The organism is Shewanella sp. ISTPL2 (assembly GCF_013283205.1).
In the GTDB taxonomy this organism is placed as follows: domain Bacteria; phylum Pseudomonadota; class Gammaproteobacteria; order Enterobacterales; family Shewanellaceae; genus Shewanella; species Shewanella oncorhynchi.
The window spans coordinates 249,407-267,704 of record NZ_JAAPAV010000002.1 but is presented as its reverse complement, the minus strand read 5'-3'; the positions used below and the strand labels follow the sequence as shown (position 1 = coordinate 267,704).

Here is an 18,298-nt window from a genome sequence, read left to right as displayed (position 1 = left end):
CGTGGTATGTACTTCCTGAGTCGAATCCTGTGTACGACGTGACAGTACTCGAACTTCATCGGCAACGACCGCAAAACCACGGCCTTGCTCGCCAGCACGAGCCGCTTCAATGGCTGCGTTAAGCGCTAACAGGTTAGTTTGCTCTGCAATCCCTTGAATTGTCGCCAGAATACTCGAGATAGACTTAGCATGACGACTTAAATCGCCAATGACATCCGTTGCTTGAGTCACTTCATCGGCAAGGGAATTAATCGAGTTACGAGTTTTATTCACTAACTCTTTGCCCTGTAAACTGCTCGCTGCAGACTGTTGAGCCGCTGTTGCTGTGTTCTCAGCATTGGCTGCGATCTCATTAGTCGCACTCGCCATTTCAGTTACCGCAGTCGCGACCATAGCGACTTCTTGCTGCTGACGTTGTAACTCTGCAACTGAAGTTTGCGTGGTGGCAAGACTACGTTCAGCATCGGCATCTAACTCATTCGCTAATTGGCGAATATGGCTGATAAGCTGATGTTGACTGCCCACAAAGCGGTTAAAGCTATCGGCAAGCACGCCCACTTCATCTTGAGTGTCGACAGAAATACGTTGAGTTAAATCACCATTACCATCGGCAATACGCGCCAGCGCCTGCGATACTCGACTCAGAGGACCCAGCAGGACACTTACTAGCCAAGAAATGGCTAATACACTTAAGATCAACACGAGTGCAGAAAGCCCAAACTGAGTGAGTAACAAACTCGACAGTGGTGACTCTAGCGTTTCCTTATCAAGCACTAACACTAATTCCCAATCTGTATTAGGGATATCAACGCTCCAGACTAATTTGTCACGTCCTTCATTTTCAAAATACATAGGCAACAGAGTGCCCGCTGCACGGCTCTGTTCTGGTAAGTTGCGATTAAGCTCGTTGTCGATTTCACCTATAGGTTTCATCGTCTTAGCTTGATCTTTATAAGCGATCACTGTGCCGTCTTTGTGCATCATGATGGCATAGCCGTTTGCCGGTAATTTCATGCGGTTGACCTCTTCGATAAGATTACTAATCGATAGATCTCCAGCAATAACTCCGCCTGCAACAGGCTCGGCCAAAGTCACCACTAGAATATTAAAAGCAGTATCAAGATAAGGTCGAGTAAATACACTTCCACCAGTTCGCATAGTCTCTTGGTACCAAGGTCGTGTACGAGGATCATAATTTGTATAGTCAGTTGCAGGCTCTGAATCTCTCATATTGCCGTTAGACTCACCAAAATATGTCGATTCAAACCCTCCCGATTGCTTAGCCTGTTTCATTGCTTGCACAATGTCATTATTGCGCTGCCCAGCAAGACCTTTAACAATTTTCTGACGACTTGCAAGCCACTCACTAATTAGTAACGCTTGCTGGTCTCCAAGACGTTGAGCCTGTTCTAAATTCACGTCTAATAGTACTTTCTTCTGACTTGTATAACTTTGCCAAGATAACAGTAAAATTACCGATGAGAGAGCGAGAATTACGGAAAAAAGGATTTTTTGTCTTAATGAATATGATTTCATAATATATTTCACGAATAAAAACTGGATAATTATGCTGACCAAAAATAATAACTATTCCTAGTAGCGCTTAGTTTACTTAGATACGTAAAAATAACGGAGAATACACTTATTTTGACCGCAAGAATAAACAAACTCACAACAAATCCAAGATAGATCAACGTATGTATCTGAGCACCGATCTCTTATTTAATAGGACGCCTAATTTATGCATATTTAAATATGCACTATAAATCTCATGTAATTTAAAATTACTCTTATCTTAATGCTAATAGTTACGAATTAAATTCAACTTAAATAGAAATGAGTTATAAAAGCATTTAGATGAAAAAGTAATAAAAGTGCCATTTTTATTACATGGCACTTTTATATCAAGATCAAATCATTCGCTATTTTAAACTTAGGCTACAGAATAAATGTCGCGACTTGTGCATTCAGGTCATTAGCGCGAGCTTTTAAGCCCCTCGCCTGTGCCAAATCTGCCATGGCCGATGCGGTAATCTCATCAGTCACATCTTTAATCGCAACCGTATTCTGGGTTATTTCACCCGTCACTTGAGTCTGTTCTTCCGCTGCGGTAGCAATTTGGCCTGCCATATCTGAAATCACGTTGACCGCTTGCGTAATCTCTTCAAGGGCTTTCGCCGCCGCATTGGCATCTTCTACGCTATGACCCGCTAATGCTTGGCTGCTTTCCATCAAGCTGACTGCTCTGGCAGTAGTCCGTTGTAGCGTTTCAATCGTGGTATGTACTTCCTGAGTCGAATCCTGTGTACGACGTGACAGTACTCGAACTTCATCGGCAACGACCGCAAAACCACGGCCTTGCTCGCCAGCACGAGCCGCTTCAATGGCTGCGTTAAGCGCCAACAGGTTAGTTTGCTCTGCAATCCCTTGAATTGTCGCCAGAATACTCGAGATAGACTTAGCGTGACGACTTAAATCGCCAATAACATCCGTTGCTTGAGTCACTTCATCGGCGAGTGAATTAATCGAGTTACGAGTTTTATTCACTAACTCTTTGCCCTGTAAACTGCTCGCTGCAGACTGTTGAGCTGCCGTTGCCGTGTTCTCAGCATTGGCTGCGATCTCATTAGTCGCACTCGCCATTTCAGTTACCGCAGTCGCGACCATAGCGACTTCTTGCTGCTGACGTTGTAACTCGGCAACTGAAGTTTGCGTGGTGGCAAGACTACGTTCAGCATCGGCATCTAACTCATTCGCTAATTGGCGAATATGGCTGATCAGCTGATGTTGACTGCCCACAAAGCGGTTAAAGCTGTCGGCAAGCACGCCCACTTCATCTTGAGTGTCGACAGAAATACGCTGAGTTAAATCACCGTTACCATCGGCGATACGCGCCAGTGCCTGCGATACTCGGCTCAATGGGCCCAGTAACATGCCAACTAACCAAGAAATAGCTAACACACTCAAGAGCAATACAAGTGCCGATAGCCCCAGTTGGGTGAGTAACAGGCTCGAGAGTGGCGCTTCTAGCGTTTCCTTATCAAGCACTAACACTAATTCCCAATCTGTATTAGGGATATCAACGCTCCAGACTAATTTGTCACGTCCTTCATTTTCAAAATACATAGGCAACAGAGTACCCGCTGCACGGCTCTGTTCTGGTAAGTTGCGATTAAGCTCATTGTCGATTTCACCTATAGGTTTCATCGTCTTAGCTTGATCTTTATAAGCGATCACAGTGCCGTCTTTGTGCATCATGATGGCATAACCGTTTGCCGGTAACTTCATCCGATTAACACCGTCAACTAGGCTTGCGATAGATAAGTCACCACCCACAACACCTTGTGCGGTAGGCTGCGCCATAGTCACAACCAGAATGTTATAGGCAACATCCACGTAAGGTTTTGTCAAAATAAGACCGCGCTCACTGATGGCTTGTTGATACCAAGGGCGGCTGCGAGGATCATAGCCCGTACGATCAATACTCGGATCAGAATCCAACATTTGCCCAGCTTGAAAGCCAAAATAGGTCAGCTGAAAACGGCCCGATGCCTGTGCTTGTTGAAGTGTATTGAGGCTGTCACCTTCAACTTTATTCGCCAGGGCTCCCATAATATCTTGGCGGCCAGCCAACCATTCTTGTATCCGCTCAGCCTGCTGTTCACCTAAGCGCTGCACTTGTTCTAGGCTGTTTTGTAACAGCTGGGATTTTTGGCTGGAATAACTTTGCCATGACAACAAACCAATCACGAGTGAAAGGGCTGCCACGACAGAGAACAGAATTTTTTGCTTGAGCGAATATGAGTTCATGTTGGCGTCTAATTAATTAACAAAGCAGTGAAACAAGAGGGTGTTTGAGCGGGTCGAACGAATATTTACAACCAATATAATAAGGCGGCTAACTGAGTTAAAACTGCAGTTAAATTTGAGCTGAATTTTCTCATATTATGTACAGTTAGCAAAGAAATTGCTCAGATTTACATCAAAAAGATTTTAGCAAACACATATAATTAACCAACCGTTATTCGAGCAACAACATATAGATAGACATGCGATCACATATCAAAGTAATGCGCAACACCAAAATGGCCTCCCGAGTAAAATAAAGTAAATTAATCAAGATTAACGTGACCTATACGCACTCGCTATTGCACACTAAATGTCCACTGCCTATCGAGGAGTTCTTATGATTTTTCAACAGTTCCAACAGAGCCCACTGCAGACCCGAATTTCTGGCCCACGGGCTTGGTTAGCGATGGCAATTAGCATTAGCCTAATTTGTTTATCACTATTTTTATTGCCCTTCGTGCTCTTATTTGGCGCCATTGCGCTCGGTTGTTTAGTCCTATTTAGCCGTTTTTATATGGCACGTCAGTTGGCTAAGTTTAATCAGGCTCAGGCAAACGCAACGCAGCATGCCCACGCGACAGAGGAGCCGCAGAGTCAGGTTTATGGATCTGACACTATTGTTAGGGAATCTAATGCGGCACGCCATCAAGGGCGCACTTTTGAGCATAAAGAGGATGAACACTAGTTCAATCGAAGCAAAACTGCGCTCAAGCGAGTAAGGTCTGCGCGCGTTTAAGGCTATGAATTTCGGCGGGATCTTGGGTTACCTCAAGCACATTTTCAATCTGTAATACCAGTGAACGCCACAGAGGCTCGATAATATCCGCCTCTTTTTTATTGGCATTTTGCCGTGCCAGCTTAAGCAAAGCAGCAGATCCAACGACATCAATTCGTCCTAAGATACCGTCGGCCAGTGCCATACTCAGCTCAATCATCGCAGGCACACTGTGGCTATATTTGATCACTTGGCGCAAATAATCCTCAGCTTGAGTCAAATCACTGCCAAAGGCATTGTCATCATTGAGCATATGCTGCGCCCGCGTGAGCATAGCATCGAGTTGTCCTTGCTCGGCAGCTTCGGCCATCCAATGCTCACTGGCAATCATATCTCGAGTACAACCATCTCCATTGGCAAGCATTAATGCTAAATGATACTGAGCATGGGGATAACCTGCTTGCGCGGCTTTGCTTATAAAATGATAGGCTTGAGTTAAGTTCTTTTGCTGGTAATGCAATACACCTAGATTCGCCATCGCTTCGGTTTGCTCGCCATCTGCCGCACCTTGTAAATATTGCTGTGCTAACTTGCTGTCGGGTTGAAACGACTCACTGCCTACAAGATAAAAATATCCCAATAACGCCATCGCATTGACCACACCTGCTGCCGCTGCAGTGGCAATGATCTGTTCACCTTTAGCCACTTCTGGCGCGCCTTGATAACCGTGGATCAGTGCTACGCCATGCTCATGTAAGGCTTCCATGTGCTTAGGTGCCGCAAGGGAAAACCAATAGGCCGCCCGGGCAAAACTGTCAGCAGCGCTAATGTGAGAAATGACATTTAGAGGTGAAACTGTGGATAAATCTTGGCTTGATATAGCTTCGGCTTCAGCCACAAGTTCTTGCTCTTTGAGCAGTTCTTGTTCTTTCAGTATCAAAGCCTTGGTCTTAAACGATATCCCCACCAAATACTGCGCTTGCGGGTCATCTTCCATCACAGCGCGGTAGCACAAGTCCCTCACCGTCATTGCGTCAGTCGCTTCATAACAGTAGGCAGGGGCAACTCGACCTTTAACCTTAGGATACAAGTGCTCGACTAAAGTCAGAACATCTTTAATGGATTTTTGCGCTAGCGCGAGTAATTGTTCTTGGGTGAGATGGTATTTCTCAGGATGAGCACCGCGGTTACCGTCGGCACGCAATCGATGCAGGGCACGAGTGGTCTTCACATCAATCACGCGCCGCTGATTTAGCTGTTCGATCCTATCGTATAAATTCGGACTCGAAAACGCGATTTGCTTATCTTGCCCCAGTAACTCTGTAAGTTTATGGGTAAAACTGCGAATGTGCAGTAGCGACTGTGTCGGTACATCCTGCACATAGCTTTTCGCCTTGAGGTAATCATCACTCAAGGAGACCGAAAAATCGTGGATAAACTCACTATCCTTAATGACTGTTTTCGTCCCCATGAGTGATTCCCTGCAGGCTGAATTGATGTTGCACTATTCGACGCTTGGTTTTTTCGACACCATATATAAGCGGAACAAAGCGACGTTAACGAATAATCCAATAAAAGACATAAAAGTATCCGCTAACATTTGCACAGGTAATCCGCCCATGGACGCTAACCCAGAAAGCTGGCTACCTATGACGGAGAGTGGTAAATATAACATCAATAATGCAATGGTTTTCAGTACGATAGGGCCACTAAAACTAAAACTACCCTTAATCGCTTCTAGCGGTGTTAAGCGCTCAACCACAACCATAAAGTTCACATAGGCTAAACGCGCAAAGAGATAGAAGCTAATTACCAATCCTACCAGCCACACAGGACCGAAGGCGGCAAACAGCATCACTGGTGCTAAAATCGCTAGACCAGAAAACACCCCAGCCAATAATAATGGTGGAACAAAAGGTAAACTCGCCTTCAACACCACTCCCGCTGAAGGACTATGCCCTTGTGAGCGCAGTTCTAAAAACAGAGTCAAAGCGGCAATTAATACCGAAAAAGTAAGTAGTAACAGCATCATGGCGATCATATGCGGCGCGCCAAACTGTGGGTTTTCTAGATCAACTTTACTCATCTCTATACCAAGCCATAACTGGATCCCCACTTGGATCAAGAGTAATGGGATCGTCAGCATAGCGAGTTGCGCCAGATGATTACGGAAGAAGTTATAGGCTTCTGACAAAATTGCGGATAGTGACATGCGACTTTCCAAATAATTGAAATGAATTAACACTTAGAATTGCCGCTAAGGATACCGAAAATCCCTTGGCAATGCACAGTAGAAATCACCAGTGTGAACCGTAAATCACAGAAAACTACTGCAACAAAAGTGACAAACCCGCTAAACTGTCCAGCGAACTCGTGCGCAAACCATCAAAGGACGCTTCCATATGAAACACACTCTGACCTTCTCTATCCTCCTCAGCACTTGTATTTTAGCGGCGCCCGCCAGTGCAGGCTGGTTAGATAACTTGGCAGGAACTCAAGCCAAAACTGAAAAAGCGACCACTACAGCAGCGGCAACTCAGTCGAATGATTTAGTTGGCAGCGTCATGTCACAATTGGGTTTAAACCAAACTCAAGCCGAAGGTGGCTTAGGCAGTTTATTAGGCTTAGCGCAATCAAGCCTAGGAACAACCGACTACTCAAAACTGGCTGCCAGCATTCCTAATGCCGATAGTTTGCTCGCCGCCGCGCCTAAATTGGACTCAAAATCGGGTGTTTCTGGCTTATTATCCAAAGCGGGTGATTTAGGTTCATCACTGCAAGGCAGTGCTATGGTTTTAGACGCCTTTGAAAAATTGGGCATTTCTAAAGATCTAGCAATGCCAATGATCAACATAGCTAAGTCTTACTTAGATACCAATGGCACTGAAGGCACCTCAGACTTACTGGTGAAAGGTCTGAACTCGCTACTGTAATTCAGTCTTACCTCACCCTAAGCAATACAAGGTTTAGGGTGAACTTTCACTTCCCAATCGACTCTACTTTATATTCCCTCCAGCATGAGAACCGCCAAATATGATTGCGAAATTAAGACGATTTTTTGAAGCTCATACTCAAGCAGTCTCCCCAGAAGACAAGGCACATCAACTTAAACTGGCCGCAGCGAGTATGTTACTTGAAGTCGTATTTGCCGATGAGACCTTAACGGCAGAGGAAGAAGCCTTATTACCTAAGCTGCTAACCGATACCTTATCAATGTCAGAAGTAGACGCTAAGATACTGATTGATGAAGCTAAAAGCGTACAAGGCAGCGCGACCTCACTCTTTGAATTCACCTCAGCCATTAACGCTGAATTTAGCCTAGCGCAAAAGCAGCAATTGTTGCTCGCAATGTGGCAACTGGCCTACGCCGATGGCCAGCTATCCCAATATGAAGACCAGATCATTCGACGCACCGCCGATTTGTTGCACCTCAAACACAGCGAGTTGATCCAAATGCGTAATCTTGCCATAGCTGCAACCCAACAAACTGGCTAGCCACATCCACTATTCAGTCAAAGTGCAAATCAACAAAAGCCCATAAAAAAGCGTGAATGCGAAACGTCCGTTCCCCATTCACGCGATGGTCTTCTTAAGACTAAATTGATATCGCTCTTTGGCTAAAAATATTTTTACTACCACCCTACTCACCAAAAAACTAAGCTAAACAAGAGCCTAAGCTAACGCTTTACCGATCTCATATCCCGAACCGTGTAATTCAGTCAACTTAGTCCTTAGCCCGCCCATCTCCATCTTCAATCCTTTCTTAGTCGCTAATTGAGATAACCAACTGGTTTTTTCATCATCCTCAATCGTATCCCACTCATCTAGAACTTTGTAAGATAAGCATAATAACGCAGCAAGTTTTGAAAATGGGTTTGAATCCTTAGGGTGGTCTTGATACAAAATGCCTTGCACTAACGCTGGTGTAAACTTCCAGTTTTTCGCTAGTAATGCGCCAATATCCGGGGAATCATATCCGAGTAACTCGCGCTCAAACTGATGCTTATCTTTACCCTGCGCCACAGCTTCGGCAATTTTCGCCGCATCTTCAGGCGATACTGCCGCAATCAATAGATCGCCAATACGATGTAAGATACCGCAAGTAAAAGCCTCTTCTGGGACTGCGCCACAACGCTTTGCCATTTCTTGACTATAAAGCGCAATCTCAAAGGTTTGCCCCCAAAACTGGGCTAAATCTATTCCTTCACACTTAGGGACAGCACCAATCACCGCCGATGCGAGCACTAAGGTTCGTAGGGTTTGCATCCCAAGACGCACAACAGCTTCATCGATAGTACCAACCTCTCGACTGCGTCCATAGTGGGCACAGTTAGCAAGGCGTAACACCCTAGCGCTGATTAAGGGATCGTGTGAAACTTTAGTGGCAATGCTTTTTACTGTCGCATTGTCATCATTGACCGCATCTAACAATTCACTGATCGCCTTAGGTAACCTAGGTAACTCATCGACACGATTGAGCAACGCAGCTGAATCCATATTTATTCTCCTTCCGTATGAATGATCAAAATATAGAACACAAGTTATCGCCTCGCTCACCGAGATACATTAAATATCAGTAATGTGCAGTCCTTCGGCAACAAAGCTTGGCGGCCATCAGACTTAAGGTTTACCTCTTTATTTCATTCAATTTAATCGCACTCAATCATATCCAGTTTCGAAATCCACTAAGCCACACAAAAAAGCCCCAAACTCTTATGACAATAAAGAGTTCGGGGCTTTTTTAATTAACCCATCATGTTGATTTAGCCCCAGAGGGTGCGAATATTACTCAGGTAACGCCAAACTTTGTTTGCGACTAATATGGGTCTTTTGCCACCACAAAAATGGTGCGACCACTAAGATCAACACAAGCACGTAGGACATACTTGCACCTAGGGCAAAACCTAATACTAAGCAAAACGCACAACCCAGCGCCACCAGCGGCCAATTGTGCCGTGGTAATAACTTAGCGGCAGCGAGCATAGCCATCAAATAGATCACCACAAATACGCCGTTGCTCCATGCAATAAGGTGCTCTAACTCTTGCCCGGTAAGGTAAGTCAGTACAATCACGCTTGCCATCACAGATAACAGCGCAGCCAGTGCTCGAATGGGCACACCGTGGGCATTCTTAACGGCAAAGAAGCGCGGTAAAATGCCTTCACAACTAAAACTCCAGACCAGACGTGCCGCACTGGCCGCATACACGTTAACGGTAGCCAATCCACTTGCGATACCTAACACACCAATCACTTGCGCACCGTAACCACCGAGTAGTTGGTCAAACACGCCGATCATGGCGACACTTTTATCTGTCGGCACTAATAGCAGTAAAAGTGTACAAGCCACATAAATCACGCCCACCAGCACTGTGCCCATCATCATAGCGGGGATCATATCCTGCTGCGGACGACGAAAATCATCGGCAAGATGGGTCATAGCTTCTATACCCAAGAAACTCCAAAAAGCGATGCCAGCGGCAATCATCACGGTCGGCATTTCAGGCATACCATGGCTAGCAAGTGTCGTGAGATGACCTTGCTGAAGACTACTCGCACCAAACAAGACCACAACAACGGCGACTATGCAAAGTGTCAGGCCAAATTGCAGCTTAGCCGACACTTGGATGCCTCTTAAATTAATCAGAAACAAGCCAAAAATCACGAGTATTTCAACACCAACCTTGGACCAACCCGATATCGGTATTAAGGCATTCACAAACTGAAAGGTCATCAAAATCGCGGCCGGCGCCCCCATGGGCACAACCAGTAAAAAGATCAGTCCAATTGTTCGACCAGCAGTGCGACCAAAGGCTTTTTCGACAAAGTAAGCGGGGCCTGCGGCATGGGGAAATACACTCGCTAAACGACCAAAGACCAGTGCCACAGGAATAATGGCCAAGGTTAACAAGATCCATGCGACTAAGGCGCCAGAATGCGCTTTTTCAATAGTCATCTGAGGCAAAATAAATACCCCTGTACCGAGCAAAGTGGTCGCCATTAAACCCGCACCTTGCCAACGACCTATAGTTCCGCTATTTGAATTCATCTGTTAATATTCTGTGGTTTTTGAGCTGTCAGTATAATGAGATTTCGCCCTACAATCTGCCGTTAATTTCAGTGTTCTCCACGTCCAATACCGGTAAAATCGCGGCAAATAGCGTTATTTCCATCAAAATGACGGCCAGCTTAAATTTTGGTAAAATTTTAAGCAAAAATACTCAGCAAATTCTGTGGTTATTCAAACCAATGGCAAAATAACACACAGATTCAATATAGCCATTTTCACTGGAGTCACCCTTGGATAAATTCGATACTGCCATCATTCATAGTTTGCGTCAGGATGCGCGCCAGAGCGTGTCGAATATCGCCGAACAGGTCAATCTATCCCGTAGTGCGGTTGCCGAGCGCATAAAAAAGCTCGAACAAACTGGAGTGATCCGTGGCTATCAAGTGCTCTTGAGTGAGTCGCAAAAAGAAGGAGTATCGGCTTATTTCGAAATCCAGCATCAATGTCCACGTTGCGCCGACGTGGTACACGTATTCCAAGCGATCCCCGAAGTAATTACCTGCCGTGGTATTTCTGGTGATATGGATTTACTCGTGTACGTGCATGCGCCCTCGATGCGCCGCCTGCATGAGATCCGTGAGTATATCGACACTCACACTGATATCATCAAGATCAAAACCCATGTGGTAATGAGTGAATGGATTAATAACCTCGGCGAGTAAATCGTGCCTCCCTAAAACAAGAAACGCCACCCTTAGGAATAAGGTGGCGAGGCCCGTTTGGAGGCAGGGCAAAATATTGAAGTGTAAAATATGGCATCCTTGCCCAGCGACCTCCCTGTTACACAACCAACCGCGGCTAGACTTAACCCTTGAGAGCTCAGCCAGCGCCGCAAGGGCCTCATCTACAATGTTTTCCTTTGACATTGTTTCCGCGATCCGTCGATTCCATTGATTATTATGATTTTTTCGTCATTAATTAACGGTACGCATTAAGCGATCGTCATTTGTCCTGTATAGAGTATGAAGTTACGTAGCAGTAATACCCCTATCAAGCTCAAGCAAGCCGTCCCCGCCACGTAGGCCCATTTCCGTTTAGATGTCGCCGTCATAAACAGATTCATCGCCAATGGTCCCGACAAACCGAGTCCAATAATACCAAGCCAGAAAATCCATCCCCAGAAGCCATACCCTAAGGCATTAAAGGCGGCTATTTTACTCTGTCCACCTGTTAGCACTAAGCCCATAAAGAAGGTAAAAATCAGCACGATTTCAACTAAAATCAGTGGGATTTCAACCTTGTGGATAAAGTGCACCTCTTTGTCATTAGGTTTGCCATTCATCAACACGCCACCGAGTAAAGATGATGCCGCACCGGAAGACAAACCAGATGCCAAAAACAGCAGAGGTAACACAGGGTTTTTAAGCATGGGATAGCCTGGCAAGGCCGAGAGCAGGAAGCCTGTATACGCGCCCAATGCCAAGGATAGAATCACGAGCAATCCTGTAATTGTCGCTTCAAATCGAGCCAATAATGCGGTCAACTTAAGCACAATAGGAAAGCGTGTTTCACACCAAGCATCAACAGGTTTACGGAAGGTTAAACCAATCCACATAAACATGAATACTTGGTAAATCAGCAGAATAAGCACGCCCATCGACATGACAGATTTAGGGTTGTAGAACACCAAAATCTTCCAAAAATCGAGAGGTTTAGTTAAGTCTGCGACCAATATCCCTAACCCTGCCATCACAGCTACAGGCGCGACGATACAAGCGGCTCGCACAAAACCAGACTGATAGGCGTTTTGCTTCAAAACAAAATGTTTCAACAGTACGGCGAAGAACATGGCTCCTGCAGATACACCCGCTAAAAACAGGTAAATTGCAATCGGCCAATGCCACACTAAGGTATCAAAATGTAGGGCACTCATAGTATCACCTCCCCTGATTTTGCAACGATACTGAACAACTTAGGTCTCGTTCCAAGATCAACCTTAGTGCGCTGGGTTGGATTAGACCGCAGAACTTGAACAACCTCAGAAGTCGGATCTTTTAAATTACCGAACACGAGTGCCTTTGTTGGGCAAGCAGCAACACAGGCAGGTTGTTTACCTTGAGCTAGGTTAGTTTCTCGGCAGAAATCACACTTATCCGCCGCATGGGTGACAGGATTAATAAAACGGACTTGATAAGGACAAGCTGCAATACAGTATTGGCAACCTACGCATTTCCATGCATCGACAGAAACGATACCCGTTTCTTTATCAATAAATGCAGCTCCCGTTGGACATACATTTACACAGGGCGCGTCTTCACAATGCTGACAAGACTTGCGACTAAAGTGATAAAACTGATTAGGGTATTCGCCAAAGGGACCCGCTTGCTTAATTTGAAGCCTAGACACACCTTCGGGTACATTATTCACTTCACGGCAGGCCACCTCACACGCTTGGCAACCTATACACTTAGTTTCATCATGAATAAGTGCATATTTGACATCAGGTTCTGCTTTAACACTATCCGATGCATTCACTGTGGCGAGTAATGATGCACCTGTAGCGCCGGCAAATAAGGCACAGGTGCCTTTTAGAAATCTTCTTTTTGAATTTTCCATAACCTTACTCCTGCTTGCCAGTGTGGCAACTGCTACATAGCTCACTGCGAACCTTCGGCGTCATATCCGCCATTGGATCCGTTGGGCTATGTAATTTATGGCAGGCGGCACAAGGCACTTTTTGAGCATGTACGTTATGCGTCCAATCTGCTCCACTGAGTTTTTTCTTGGTATGACACTTCTGACACACTCTCAGCTGAACCGTCAGATCCGACGATTCCTCCATACCAAAGACCACCATATCATTCGGTTTTTTAGGGTGATCACCCTTTTCTCCATGACAGGAAGAACAGCTCATTTTCATCGCATCTTGACCATGATGCCCTAACATTTGACCATTACGCTTGTGACACTTCATACAAGCATCACTGTTAATTTGATTGGCTGGCTCAGCACTCATTGCAGAAAAGCTTAAAAGCAACGCAGCAGCACCTAAGCGTAACGACCACAGCCATTGTCTTTTGGACATAGGAAGTCCTCACATTTATCCGTAGGAAGGTAAAGAAGGGGTCGAGTTCGGATAATTCCGAACCCGACGGTCAAGATCACACAGCCAAGGCTTGCTTAAGACTCTGAGTATCCCACTGTTTATGCTGGTTCATTTCAATGAAACTGATATTGAACTTGCTAAACAGTTTTTTCAGTGGTGAGTTAGTTTCTTTGCCAAAATCACTGATAACCATTTTCACTTCAGATGAATCATGGTCGATCAATACATAATCGAGTCGGCATTCATGATTTAATTCCGTATCATGTTTGTCCATCTCAAATACAGTGTCTAATGGCACGTTACAACAAACATCGTATTTACCTTCAACAACTGTTTTTAATGATTTAAAAAAATTGAAGCTTTGTTTATCAAACAATACTGGTTTAAGTTTCATCTCATGATGTGCGGCTTCATCAGGACCTGCTTTAAAAAACTTAATGCAAGTCATGACAAACATCACAAACACGAATGGTACTGCTACGAATAGTACGAAGTACATAAACGCATAGCTGAGAATGACTGAAGTATTCATACACGCCTCCAAAAACTAATTTATTTTTTGTTATCTCCTTTAAAGCAACTTTAGTATTATTTGAAAACACTTATTTTTTCTTGACACACGTCACACTTGCAAATAACAACTTAAATATAAACAATGATTTACATTGCGCGTCACATTGCAAAATTATGTAAATCTTAAATACAAATATTGATACTTGATAATTCAGTATTTGCATTTTAAATATGTAAATATCAGTTTTTGAAATTTTAAATTTTATGAAAAACCATTTTAAATATTAAAAATAAAACAAAAAAACCTTTGATACACATAGATAAAATCTAGATCCAAAACTTGGGATTAGTTTCACATTAAAATTATTAATTAGCACCATAATTAGGCGTTGATTTAAGTATTTGCTCAATATTAAGGAATATAAAAAATGCACATTAGTAACATGGATGGCCTCGATATTCTGAGTTTAAAAATACTTGTTTCATTATATGAGAACAAGTCAGCAACCTATGTATCGAAAGCGCTAGACATTCCAGCTCCTAAAATCAGCCGTAGCCTTAAAAATCTACGGGAAATTTTTGGTGATGAGTTATTTATTCGGCGTAAATATGGCTTATTCCCAAATGAGTTTGCTACTCATTTATATCCAATTGCAAAAGAAGCAATTGAGTGTACTGATAAGTTTCAAAAAGCCAGAATAGCAAACACTCGCCAAGTTAAAACACATGTCGAAATTGCAGCGCCAGGGTTAATTGCCTACACCTTTCCTAAAGCCTTGATGCAGGCTATTAAAGAAGAGCAAAAACCCATGCACATTAATATAAACCCTTGGTCTATGCATACGACTCAAGACATTATTAATGGTGATACAACCCTAGGTATTTGTTGCAATAAAAGTGCTGCCGATGTTGCCGCCTTCGGCGATAAACTGCTAACGACTGAATTGCAACGTATGGACAAACTCTACCTGATTGCTAGCAGGCATCATCCTATTTTTAAACGGGAAATCACCCTAGAAACGATTGCGGAATACCCCTATGTCAATACGGATCTTGGTAATCCCAGCACCAAATTGAGTCCATACCAAGAGTTTTGTATAACGAATGGCATTAAACTCAATACTGAAATTACCATTACCAGTATTTCAAGTTTGTTTGAATATCTAGGCGAAAGTAATGCAGTCTCCCTATTGCCTTATCGGATAGTTTACGAAATGGTGAGCGATATTCCTGAACTGCATACGTGTCAACTATCGCAGTATGAAGCAGAACGTTTATATGCAGATACAGAAACCCCAACGATTTTCTTAGTGCAAAAAAATCAGCCTAATGCAATCAATGAGGACTTGAAATGGTTAAGCGGAGAGATTAAAAAAATCGTCGATCGTATTATCTAGCCAAGCAATAGCTCAACATATCCAAACAACAAACCACCGATACACGAGGTGACAGGCATCATCTGCCTTAGCTTAGGCTCCACCTCAGCCCCCATGCGATCCACTCGAGAATTGTTAAACCAAGCATACATCTTGGAGCATAAACACGTTACACTAAGCCCATCTTTATCCTAATAGATTCAGCTATGCGGACCGAAAATACAGCCACTCTTAATCTTATTTGGGGCGCCCTTATTCTTGAGGAGTTAGCACGTCTTGGCGTGCAACATGTGTGTATGGCGCCGGGCTCGCGCTCAACACCGTTAACCCTCGCCGCCGCCCAGCAAACTAAACTCCAGCGTCACTTACATTTCGACGAACGTGGGCTCGGCTTTATGGCCTTAGGTCTAGCCAAAGCCAGCCGCGCACCGGTCGCCATCATTACGACCTCAGGCACAGCAGTCGCCAACTTGTACCCTGCCATTGTGGAGGCGTGGCTGACCCATGTACCTTTAATCGTCTTAAGTGGCGATCGTCCGCCAGAATTACTCGGCTGCGGTGCCAATCAAGCCATAGTCCAACCGGGAATTTTTGCGAATTATGCCACTCAAGTGAATTTGCCAACACCGGATACACATATCGCACCGCAGGCGTTGCTTACCACAGTGGATGAAGCAGTGGCGAATCAAACTCGTCCAGTGCACATCAACTGCATGTACCGTGAGCCCTTGTATCCGAGTGAACTCGGTGGCGCAATTCTCGATGCCGAATCACCCTACCTCAAACCATTGCAAACTTGGCTGCAGCTCGCACGCCCGTATACCCAATACGGTAAGAGCAAACAGGTGAGCAGCCCAAGTGACGATGCCATTATGCGGTTCGTCCACGGTAAAGGGGTGATCGTTGTCGGCACTCTCACGCCAGAGCAAGATCCACAGCAACTAATTGCTTTATCACAAAAAATCGGCTGGCCATTACTTACCGATGCCCAGTCGCAACTGCGTCAGCATCCCGCGGCGATAGGTAATATTGATCAACTGCTGCAACATCCAAGGGCGCGTAATCTATTGCAGGAAGCGGATCGTGTACTCGTATTCGGCGGCCGTTTATTATCAAAACGCTTGATAGGTTATCTCGCCGAGCAAAATTGGCACAGCTATTGGCAGGTTTTACCAGAACAAGACAGGCTTGACCCTAGTCACAATGCTAAACACATTTGGCACGCGAATGCACAGCAGTTTGCGGCCTTAAATTGGTATCGCTCATCCTCTGCAAACTGGGCGAATACTCTAATCACCTATAACGATGAATTGCATAACTTATTTGTGCGCAATATCGACCAAGGGGAATTTGGTGAGGCACAAGTTGTGCGTGCCATCGCCAATACTCGTCCGCTAGAACAGCAGCTTTTTATCGGCAACAGCCTGCCTGTACGCTTGTACGACATGTATGCCCCTGTCAGTTGTTGTACGGCAACCACTTATACTAATCGTGGCGCATCGGGTATTGACGGATTACTCGCCACCGCCTGCGGTATTGCGGCCCATGAAGGCAAACCCACGAGTTTAATCATCGGTGATTTATCACAACTGCACGATCTTAACTCGCTGGCCATCGCTAAAGGTTTAACCAGCCCGCTGGTGATAGTGATCCTCAATAACGATGGCGGTAATATCTTCAACTTATTGCCTGTTCCCAATGAACAAGTCCGTAGCGATTATTATCGACTCAGCCACGGTTTAGAATTTGGCTACGCCGCAGCTATGTTTAATTTACCCTATAATCAAGTGGATAATTTAGCCGATTTTCAAGATAGCTATAATGAAGCGCTGGATTTTCAGGGGGCTTCGATCATTGAAGTCAATGTAAGTCAAACACAAGCCAGCGACCAAATCGCCGAGCTCAACTTGTGGGTGAAACAAAGCTAATGCCAACCATGGCCCGTTACGGCAATTCTTCACTACCGACCTTAGTGTTACTGCATGGCTTTTTAGGCACTAAGACCGACTGGTTGCCGTTAATGCCAGCGCTAAGCCAGCACTTTCAATGTATTTGCTTAGATCTGCCGGGCCACGGGGATAACCAAAAGGAGTTGAAGCCAACCGAATTAGATGGATTTAACCAATGTGTTGAAGATGTGTTGGCGCACCTGAATGGCCTTCATATTGGTCAATTCCATCTCTACGGTTATTCTCTCGGTGGCCGTATTGCTCTGCACCTTGCCAAAGCCTATCCAGAAAGACTACTGAGCCTAAACCTCGAATCCTGCCATCCTGGACTTACAGACCCGCAAGAAAAACTTGCCAGAACTAAAAATGATACCCAGTGGACCGAGCGTTTACTGCATCTGAATAGCAAAGACTTTTTAAGCTTGTGGTATCAGCAGCCCGTATTTGCCGATATGACGGCTACCAAACGAAAAACCTTAATAGAGCATCGTTCTGCAGCATTAGATCTGCATCCTAAACAGCGGCTTAAAGAGGTATTCATAGCCACCTCACTCGCACACCAAGCATCGATGTGGGATGTACCTTTGCAGCTTACCTGTGAGTGCCATTTCTTTGCGGGCAACCAAGATGCTAAGTTCCACGCCCTCGCCCAAGAGTGGCAATTACACGCGCCCATCCTCGTCCATAGTATTCACGGCGCCGGCCACAACATACACCAAGCCGCTCCCGAGGCATTAACCTCAAAAATAGTGAAGTTGCTAGGGTAATAACAGAATTAAAA

General features: G+C 44.8%; 17 protein-coding genes. 7 read left to right on the top strand and 10 right to left on the bottom strand.

From position 1 onward, the window contains the following. Together HUB64_RS23010 and HUB64_RS23005 are read right to left on the bottom strand one after the other, a co-directional pair. Window positions 1-1,536 (bottom strand): methyl-accepting chemotaxis protein (locus HUB64_RS23010; RefSeq protein WP_173497989.1); only part of this gene is annotated, 1,536 nt, incomplete at its 3' end. A gap of 402 nt (window positions 1,537-1,938) precedes the next feature. Next, on the bottom strand, window positions 1,939-3,810 hold the full coding sequence (locus HUB64_RS23005; RefSeq protein ID WP_173497988.1) for a methyl-accepting chemotaxis protein: 1,872 nt from the start codon (window positions 3,808-3,810) through the stop codon (window positions 1,939-1,941). Window positions 3,811-4,186: 376 nt separating this feature from the next. Between HUB64_RS23005 and HUB64_RS23000 the strand changes: the two genes are divergently transcribed. Further along, the gene (locus tag HUB64_RS23000; protein WP_173497987.1) at window positions 4,187-4,534 is read left to right on the top strand and encodes a hypothetical protein; all 348 of its coding nucleotides are present in this window, start codon (window positions 4,187-4,189) and stop codon (window positions 4,532-4,534) included. A 22-nt stretch (window positions 4,535-4,556) separates the two neighbouring features. Here HUB64_RS23000 and HUB64_RS22995 read toward each other — a convergent pair whose 3' ends face one another. Both HUB64_RS22995 and HUB64_RS22990 read right to left on the bottom strand, forming a co-directional pair. Further along, entirely contained in the window at window positions 4,557-6,035 is a 1,479-nt protein-coding gene (locus HUB64_RS22995) for a DUF4145 domain-containing protein (RefSeq protein ID WP_173497986.1), read from the bottom strand. A gap of 33 nt (window positions 6,036-6,068) precedes the next feature. Beyond that, entirely contained in the window at window positions 6,069-6,776 is a 708-nt protein-coding gene (locus tag HUB64_RS22990; protein ID WP_105250588.1) for a hypothetical protein, read from the bottom strand. 190 nt (window positions 6,777-6,966) lie between these two features. Between HUB64_RS22990 and HUB64_RS22985 the strand changes: the two genes are divergently transcribed. Further along, window positions 6,967-7,497: a DUF2780 domain-containing protein gene (locus tag HUB64_RS22985; RefSeq protein WP_168827259.1), complete on the top strand. Its 531-nt coding sequence runs from the start codon at window positions 6,967-6,969 to the stop codon at window positions 7,495-7,497. Between the two features lie 100 nt (window positions 7,498-7,597). Then, complete coding sequence (locus HUB64_RS22980; RefSeq protein ID WP_105250590.1) at window positions 7,598-8,059, top strand: TerB family tellurite resistance protein; 462 nt, start codon at window positions 7,598-7,600, stop codon at window positions 8,057-8,059. 177 nt (window positions 8,060-8,236) lie between these two features. Here HUB64_RS22980 and HUB64_RS22975 read toward each other — a convergent pair whose 3' ends face one another. Both HUB64_RS22975 and yjeH read right to left on the bottom strand, forming a co-directional pair. Next, window positions 8,237-9,061, bottom strand: a complete 825-nt coding sequence (locus HUB64_RS22975; protein WP_173248173.1) for an HDOD domain-containing protein — start codon at window positions 9,059-9,061, stop codon at window positions 8,237-8,239. Window positions 9,062-9,349: 288 nt separating this feature from the next. Beyond that, window positions 9,350-10,612 carry an L-methionine/branched-chain amino acid transporter gene (yjeH, locus tag HUB64_RS22970; RefSeq protein ID WP_168827255.1) on the bottom strand — a complete coding sequence of 421 codons (1,263 nt, stop codon included), beginning with the start codon at window positions 10,610-10,612 and terminating at the stop codon, window positions 9,350-9,352. 251 nt (window positions 10,613-10,863) lie between these two features. Here yjeH and HUB64_RS22965 point away from each other — a divergent pair, with 251 nt between their 5' ends. Further along, complete coding sequence (locus HUB64_RS22965) at window positions 10,864-11,295, top strand: Lrp/AsnC family transcriptional regulator (protein ID WP_006079646.1); 432 nt, start codon at window positions 10,864-10,866, stop codon at window positions 11,293-11,295. A 269-nt stretch (window positions 11,296-11,564) separates the two neighbouring features. Here HUB64_RS22965 and nrfD read toward each other — a convergent pair whose 3' ends face one another. The 4 genes from nrfD to HUB64_RS22945 form a co-directional block, all read right to left on the bottom strand. After that, on the bottom strand, window positions 11,565-12,506 hold the full coding sequence (nrfD, locus tag HUB64_RS22960) for a cytochrome c nitrite reductase subunit NrfD (RefSeq protein WP_105250593.1): 942 nt from the start codon (window positions 12,504-12,506) through the stop codon (window positions 11,565-11,567). Further along, on the bottom strand, window positions 12,503-13,189 hold the full coding sequence (locus HUB64_RS22955; RefSeq protein WP_173497985.1) for a 4Fe-4S dicluster domain-containing protein: 687 nt from the start codon (window positions 13,187-13,189) through the stop codon (window positions 12,503-12,505). Before HUB64_RS22955 ends, nrfD begins: the two co-directional genes overlap by 4 nt. A gap of 4 nt (window positions 13,190-13,193) precedes the next feature. Then, window positions 13,194-13,658: a cytochrome c3 family protein gene (locus HUB64_RS22950; protein WP_105250595.1), complete on the bottom strand. Its 465-nt coding sequence runs from the start codon at window positions 13,656-13,658 to the stop codon at window positions 13,194-13,196. 76 nt (window positions 13,659-13,734) lie between these two features. After that, entirely contained in the window at window positions 13,735-14,211 is a 477-nt protein-coding gene (locus HUB64_RS22945; RefSeq protein WP_105250596.1) for a DUF2726 domain-containing protein, read from the bottom strand. 409 nt (window positions 14,212-14,620) lie between these two features. Between HUB64_RS22945 and HUB64_RS22940 the strand changes: the two genes are divergently transcribed. The 3 genes from HUB64_RS22940 (at window position 14,621) to menH (ending at window position 18,284) form a co-directional block, all read left to right on the top strand. Beyond that, window positions 14,621-15,589 carry a LysR family transcriptional regulator gene (locus HUB64_RS22940; RefSeq protein ID WP_105250597.1) on the top strand — a complete coding sequence of 323 codons (969 nt, stop codon included), beginning with the start codon at window positions 14,621-14,623 and terminating at the stop codon, window positions 15,587-15,589. Between the two features lie 185 nt (window positions 15,590-15,774). Continuing rightward, complete coding sequence (gene menD / locus HUB64_RS22935; RefSeq protein ID WP_105250598.1) at window positions 15,775-17,496, top strand: 2-succinyl-5-enolpyruvyl-6-hydroxy-3-cyclohexene-1-carboxylic-acid synthase; 1,722 nt, start codon at window positions 15,775-15,777, stop codon at window positions 17,494-17,496. Further along, window positions 17,496-18,284, top strand: coding sequence for a 2-succinyl-6-hydroxy-2,4-cyclohexadiene-1-carboxylate synthase (menH, locus tag HUB64_RS22930; protein WP_173497984.1), 789 nt, complete (start codon window positions 17,496-17,498; stop codon window positions 18,282-18,284). Before menD ends, menH begins: the two co-directional genes overlap by 1 nt. The last annotated feature ends 14 nt before the right edge of the window (window positions 18,285-18,298 follow it).